This is a genomic window from Phytopseudomonas dryadis (assembly GCF_004327355.1).
GTDB classification, from domain to species: Bacteria; Pseudomonadota; Gammaproteobacteria; order Pseudomonadales; family Pseudomonadaceae; genus Aquipseudomonas; species Aquipseudomonas dryadis.
The window spans coordinates 22,013-28,230 of record NZ_QJUM01000043.1; the positions used below are offsets into that span (position 1 = coordinate 22,013).

The following is a 6,218-nucleotide window of genomic DNA, read 5'->3' on the forward strand; positions in this document are numbered from 1 at the left end:
CCCCGATCCAGCAGGGCTACAAAGGCAGCCTGGAAATTGAAGAATGTCCGCCGACGAAGCTTGTTCTCCATGTGAACCGTGACATAAGGAATCCACCCTTTTACCCTGGACTACACACCAAACTAATTCTCGGTACGCTCCCTGGTTCTTGAGCACCTATCGGCTTTTCAAGCCTGAGCGCAGCCTACTGCAGAGGATCCAGAGTCACCTCAGGCTCTGGTGTTTCCGGCGCATGCAGATCAGCGTAGATGCTCTCTGCTAGCGCAATATCTTCATCCGTCAGGTGCTGGAACAATCTCGTCCGTTTACGCTTGGAGACACGCCCGCTGTTCTCATAGATCACCGCGATAAGCAGCTCAAGATCCCGGTTCGACAGATCCAGCTCGCGATTCAACTGTTCTTTGAACCTATCACGCCGGACCAGATGGTTGACCTCATCGCGCATGAGACCATCGAGAACTCGCGTCGCGCTCTTATTGATCTCACCCTGCAGATCAGTGAAGTCCAGGTGGGCGAACAGATGGGCATGCGCTTCGTCCAGCTCAGGATCGCTGGTCAAGTCCCTCCGGTGGTACTGCGTGGCGCTAAGTAACCGTCGTGACAACGCGTCGAGCGTACCGATGTAACTGTCCAGATTGACCAGAAGGCCGGCAGAGATAGGCAGGATGATGCCCTGCAAGTTGAGACCTTCATTGGCCAGGATGTCCTGCATGATGAAGCGAGACAACCGGCCATTGCCGTCCATGAAAGGATGGATGTAGATGAAGCTGTGCGCGATCGCATTTAGCTTCACTAGCGCCGGGGCGTCACTGCGCATGACGCGCTCACGCATGACGAACCACTCCTCCATCATCTCAGGCACTGTTTCCGGTGTCGGCGGAATCAGGTGGATGAGATCCCCGCGGCCGAGCCAGTTCTGCAGGTGCCTGTATGCACCAATGGATGGATCGGGACGCCCCATACCGAGGGCTATCCGATGAATGTCGAACAAGAACTCCTCATCCAGCGGGCGCCGGCCCGCCTGTTCCAGCACTTGTACAAAGCGCAAGATTCGATCAGGCGCTGGGCGCTCATGCTCGATCTCATAGGAACTGCGGGTCTCGGTCGTCAGCAGGTATTGCGCCGCTCTAGCAATCTCGGTGACCGAGAAATCAACCATCTGGTCATGCATGCGCTCGACTATTTGCGCATTCAAAAGACTGTCGTCTGCCCAGCCCTGGCGGGTAATCAACGCTGAAAGCTGAGGCGTTCCCAGGAGATTCATCCGCACCCGATGTCTGCGCGACATCTCCTCTGGGCCGGTGAAATACTTCTCCGGCGGGAGCAGGTGCTCATAGGGAATGTTCTGGGCGGCGTCGGGCAGAGGCAACGGGTGGCCTGCAATGTTCTCGCAGATGTACCAGAGTCGGCGCAGATAGCCGCTGGCTGGCTTCTTAGCGATTGCCGCAGCCAGGTCATCCCGGACAGTGGGAAGTTGGAAGGCACGTTCCAGAACCCCCAGGTTTACCCCTTCGTAGGAGAGCGCAAACAGCATCTGGTCGATGGGGCGATGCTCTCTGGCGTACCCCTTGGTGAAGACCTCTACTTTCGCACCACCAGCGGACTGAGAGCGCGCTGGGCGCGAGCCTATGACACACTCATGATCAAGCGGCGCGCAGCGAAGATCGAGCGCGTTGATCAGCCAGCTGTATCCGGCTCGCTCAATGGGTTGCCGCATGGCGAATTTCCTATAGGAAGTACGAGAAAATTATAATTTACACGCTTTTCTTGGAAAAACTTATAGCTAATTGCCTGGGCCATGAGAATGACAGGGCTGGCGAAGGAGACGAGCCAGACCGCCGGCACTGCCTCAAGGTTGACTGCACACCCCGTCGCCATTAGCCTTGGCATCAAGAATAACCCCCACGCCTCGGGCGGGCTCGTCCCGTACTGCGCACCAGGGGGTTAGTTTTTCTGCCCTCCTAGCGCGCGCCTCCGTGATCGCGCTGCTCGCAATTCATCAGTGCTCCCAAACCGACCTCAGCGGCCTGAGCCCCGAGCTGCAGGGTGCGATCTGCTGTAAACGCCTTGCAGGTCAGTGATGGTCACATGGGTGTAGATTTGGGTGCTCTCGATGCACAGGTGCCCGAGCATTTCCTGCACATAATGAATGTCCGCTCCATTGCGCAGCATGTGCGTCGCAGTGGCGTGGCGAAGGGCGTGACAGGAGCCGCTCTTACCGATGCCGGAACGGCGAATGCATCGGCCAACAAGCTCAGTCAGTTTGCTGTTCTGGATGCGCTCGAGCAGGCGCTTCACGCCTGTCGGCCAGAGCCTCACCGGCTGGTTCATCACAGCGACAGGGGCTCGCAATATCTGTCGATTCGCTACAGCGAACGGCTGGGTGAGGCCGGCATCGAGCCATCGGTTGGCAACACCGGTGACAGCTACGACAACGCGCTGGCAGAGACCATCAATGGCCTCTACAAGACCGAACTGATCCACAAGCGAGGGCCATGGAAAAGCGTAGAAAGTCTGGAGTGGGAAACGCTGAAATGGGTGACCTGGTTCAACCATCAGCGGCTGCTGGAGCCGATAGGAAATAGGCCGCCAGCGGAGTTTGAGGCACTATACGAACAGAGTCAGGCAGCAAGCCCAATTGCCGCCTGACTCAAACACAACAGCCTCCGCGATACCCGGGGCGGTTCAAAAAGGTGGACAAGCAAAGCATTGTCCACCCTGCTCCAATGACAGCCCTTAGACATCCAGGTTAGTTGCTTATATTTTTCGTTATGAAACGGTAATTCTTACGTCGACACCGAGATCCCCTAGCCGAAGTAGAGAAGAGTTATGAATTCTGCACTCATAACTGTCAGAGAGCGATGAGTTCTCATCGGACAGACCAAGATAAATATCCAATATTGCTATCTGGACGCCCTCAATACTTTTTAGCGATTTACCTGCAAGAGAGCAGAGCAAAGAATCCAGCTCATGCTCAAAAGCGGATTCAATATTTCTTTCATAAACCCATATCCCTAGATCCTTAGGGGTGGTTGTCTTTCCACTTGATAATTTTTTAACGTATCCCCGCTCATAGAAATGGCTTGGCTTCAAGCCCAAGGTGTTAGTAATCAATTCATGATTGATTTTCTCCCCCCACAGCCTAAGGGATAACCGAATACATTTAGACTTATTCATTAAACCTCACTAATCATTGAGGTTGTCATAAGGGTCGCCATTTGGATCATAGATATCCCCAGTGTCCGGATCAACCGACCAGTTTTCTTTTCCGCCAGGCCACGGGCTGTTTTGCTTGGTGTCATGAAATTTATCACGTCCTTTTCTTCCAGCCCCATTCCGCTTATCCCACTCTCTGGCCCCTGCATCAGCAGGCCAGCTTCCTGGTGGACGTTGAGAGTAGTAGGGATCATCAGAAGGGGGGCTATCTGCTGGGCAATTCTTAGGTGTACATGCTTCTGGGTTAATGAGGCAGTAGAAGGCTCCAGCGGCGGCGGCACAAGCGGCCGGATACCGTGTGCAAAGCAATACTGCGGCCGCTGCTGCTCCGGCTCCTCCGACGACAGTATTTTCTCCAGTGGGGTCTATATAGTTAACTGGATTCCCTTCGACATACCCATAAGTGTTGAGCCCACCGTTGAGCCCAATCGGATCACTCTGCACATACCGCCCGGTCTCGGGGTCGTAATCTCTGAAGTAGTTGTAGTGCAGCCCGCTTTCGCTGTCGTAGTACTGCCCGGGGAAGCGCAGGTTGATGGCCTGTAGGCCGCTGTTAGGAGCACTGATCGCATCCCCCTCGCCAAAGGCGTCGGAGGCCCAGCGCCAGATTTCCTCACCCGCCTGGTTGGTGGCCAGGCGCGGGGTATCGAGGTGGTCAGCGTGGAGGTAGAAGGACGTGCTGCCCGCCACCGCACCACTGGCATTGTAGGTCAGGGCCAGGCCACCCAGCGGCAGGCTGTCGAGCCACAGGTAGTACTGGCTGCTCAACTTGTCGCCGTCGGCGCTGTAGCGGGTTTCGCCGAGCAACTGGCCGTCAGGGCCATACAGGAAGGTGGTAACCGCGTTGCTGGTCAGCTTATGAGTGCGTTGGCCGAGGGCATTGTAGCGGTATTCAGCGACCACATTACCATCGATCCTGACCTTGGCCAGACGGCCCTGGGCATCGTAGTCCAGTTGGCGGTTGGCACGATCCTGGGTCAGATTTCCGGCAGCATCGCTGCTGACTGCCTGCCCGTCGATCTGGGTCAGGCGATTACTGCTACTGGCGTAGCCCAAGGTACTGGTGGTGTCGCTCTGCGGCTGGCCATTGCTCAGGGGGGTCACAACCTTGGCGATTCGATTACCGACGGCATCGTAGGCGTACGCTTGGCGCTGAGTCGCGTGCTCCTCCTAGGTCAGGCGATCCAGTTCGTCGTATCCATAGAGCAGGTCACCGAAGATACCGCCCTGCAGGTTTTCGATATTGCTGTTGGCATCATAGGCATAGCTCGCCTGCCAAGGACCGACGCTCTGTTGGGTAAGGCGATAATCCTGATCGTGGCTACGCAAGAGGGTCAGGCCGTTGGCCCAGCTCAGGCCCTTGAGTGGGCCGAAAGGCAGGTAACTGATGTCGCTGACGAACGTATTGGGCGATTGTTGGTTTTGGGCAGTCGTGACACCAACTACCTGGCCTGCGGTATTGCGCTGATACGCCACGCTGATACCGGCTGGGTAATCAATGCGGATCAACTGGTTTGCGCTGTCGTAGGCATAGACGAGGTTGTCGTAGACGTCGCTCCCGGCCACCTCGACGGATCGAACCTGTTCCACCAGATTGCCACGGGCGTCGTAGACATAGCCCGTGATGCCACTCGCATCCTGGATGGCCGTCAGCCTGCCGACGCCGTAATTGCCTTCAGCGGTAATGTCGTAGTGGTACTGAATGTTCAGCGCTGGAGTGGCCGGATACTGCCGGCCAGTCTGCCGGTTAAGCGCATCGTAGGTGTAGGTGGTGACCACACCACGGGCGTCGGTCTTGCCAATGACGTTACCGGCGGCATCATGGGTGTAGGTGGTGGTGCCGCTGTCCGGGCTGATCAGTTTGGTCAGGTTGCCGAGACCATCATATTCATAACGGGTGGTAACGCCGCGCGGGTCGATAACCTGGGTCAGGTTGTCCTGGGCATCGTAGGCCAGGCCGGTCACACCCTCGAGCGGATCCGTGCTGGACACCAGGCGGTTCAGGGCATCGTAGGCGCTGTTGGTGTCATGCTGTTTCGGAGTACGGCTCAACGTCGGGTTGTCGTTGAGATCATAGCCGTACTTATACGTCTGACCTTCGGCACCGACCGAACGCAACAAGCGCCCAAGTTCGTCATAGGCCCACGTTTGTTGCTGCACCAATGTGCCAGAAGCATCCTTCAATCGTTGGGCCGTGCGGTTGCCCATGGCGTCGTACGTGTATTCGACAATCTCGCCCAGGTTGTTGCTTATCTGAGTCAGCCGGCGAGCATCGCTCCAGGTGTAGGCCAGCCAACTGCCGTCCCCACGGGTGACCTTGGTGATCTGGCCAATGGCGTCGTGCTCGAAACTGGTGGTGGAGCCAGCAGTACTGGTCGAGGCAAGCCAACCTTGAGGCGTGTAGGTCAGGGTGCTGGTCACACCATTGGCATCGACTATCGTCTGTGGGTTGCCATAGTTATCGAAGTTTGACAACTGGGAGAGATGGCCAAGGGCGTTGCTGACCTGGGTCAGACGACCCTGGCTGTCGTAGCTGTACGTGGTGACATCGTCGACGTCCGTACGGGGGCCATCGGCCGTTTCTACCAGGCCGAGACTGTTGTAGGTGTAACTCCAGTTGCGTTCTGCTGCGTGGCCAGCAGAGGCCAAATATGACGTCAGGGCAACGGCCAGCAGGCTTGCGCGGTGCAAGGTATTCATCGGTCAGATCCTTCTGAATCAGCGGGTTTCGACGGTACGACTGAGCGGTCTTCCCTGGTCGTCATACTGGTAGTGGGTGATACGGTCAGGTTCGGTGACCGTTAATGGCAGAAACAACGAGGGATGCCATTCGGTCGTTATCGTACGGGCTTGCTCCGTGCCGCTGGCCTCCGTCCTAGGTTTTGTACGAAAAGTAATGCCGTAGACATCGTAGTGCGCAGGCCAGCGTGACCATCGCACTAAAACTCCTGGCGAGCTTGTCGTAGCGGGTGCCGATTCTTCGGCTTTCTTTCAGCCAGCCA

Annotated in this window: 3 protein-coding genes and 4 pseudogenes; 1 reads left to right on the forward strand and 6 read right to left on the reverse strand. The window is 56.7% G+C overall.

Going from position 1 to position 6,218, the window contains the following annotated elements; all coding sequences use genetic code 11:
- Positions 1-184 precede the first annotated feature (184 nt).
- Together DNK34_RS24145 and DNK34_RS24150 are read right to left on the reverse strand one after the other, a co-directional pair.
- Entirely contained in the window at positions 185-1,717 is a 1,533-nt protein-coding gene (locus DNK34_RS24145; RefSeq protein ID WP_131177823.1) for a Fic family protein, read from the reverse strand.
- A gap of 302 nt (positions 1,718-2,019) precedes the next feature.
- Positions 2,020-2,331 carry a tyrosine-type recombinase/integrase gene (locus DNK34_RS24150; protein WP_131177822.1) on the reverse strand — a complete coding sequence of 104 codons (312 nt, stop codon included), beginning with the start codon at positions 2,329-2,331 and terminating at the stop codon, positions 2,020-2,022.
- Here DNK34_RS24150 and DNK34_RS24155 point away from each other — a divergent pair.
- Positions 2,269-2,649 (forward strand): annotated as a pseudogene (locus DNK34_RS24155) (integrase core domain-containing protein); the annotation flags it as partial. The gene DNK34_RS24150 and the pseudogene DNK34_RS24155 sit on opposite strands and share 63 nt — an antisense overlap.
- A 120-nt stretch (positions 2,650-2,769) precedes the next feature.
- Here the strand turns inward: DNK34_RS24155 and DNK34_RS24160 are convergent.
- The 4 genes and pseudogenes from DNK34_RS24160 to DNK34_RS25820 form a co-directional block, all read right to left on the reverse strand.
- On the reverse strand, positions 2,770-3,177 hold the full coding sequence (locus DNK34_RS24160) for a hypothetical protein (RefSeq protein WP_131177821.1): 408 nt from the start codon (positions 3,175-3,177) through the stop codon (positions 2,770-2,772).
- Between the two features lie 393 nt (positions 3,178-3,570).
- A pseudogene (locus DNK34_RS24165) lies at positions 3,571-5,916 on the reverse strand (RHS repeat-associated core domain-containing protein); the annotation flags it as partial.
- A gap of 18 nt (positions 5,917-5,934) precedes the next feature.
- Positions 5,935-6,093 (reverse strand): annotated as a pseudogene (locus DNK34_RS24170) (RHS repeat protein); the annotation flags it as partial.
- Positions 6,092-6,218, reverse strand: a pseudogene (locus tag DNK34_RS25820) (IS5/IS1182 family transposase); the annotation flags it as partial. The pseudogenes DNK34_RS24170 and DNK34_RS25820, both read right to left, overlap by 2 nt.

Coding starts and splice junctions, on each gene's coding strand:
- DNK34_RS24145 (WP_131177823.1), bottom strand. CDS start 1,717: ATGCGGCAACCCATTGAGCGAGCCGGATACAGCTGGCTGATCAACGCG.
- DNK34_RS24150 (WP_131177822.1), bottom strand. CDS start 2,331: ATGAACCAGCCGGTGAGGCTCTGGCCGACAGGCGTGAAGCGCCTGCTC.
- DNK34_RS24160 (WP_131177821.1), bottom strand. CDS start 3,177: ATGAATAAGTCTAAATGTATTCGGTTATCCCTTAGGCTGTGGGGGGAG.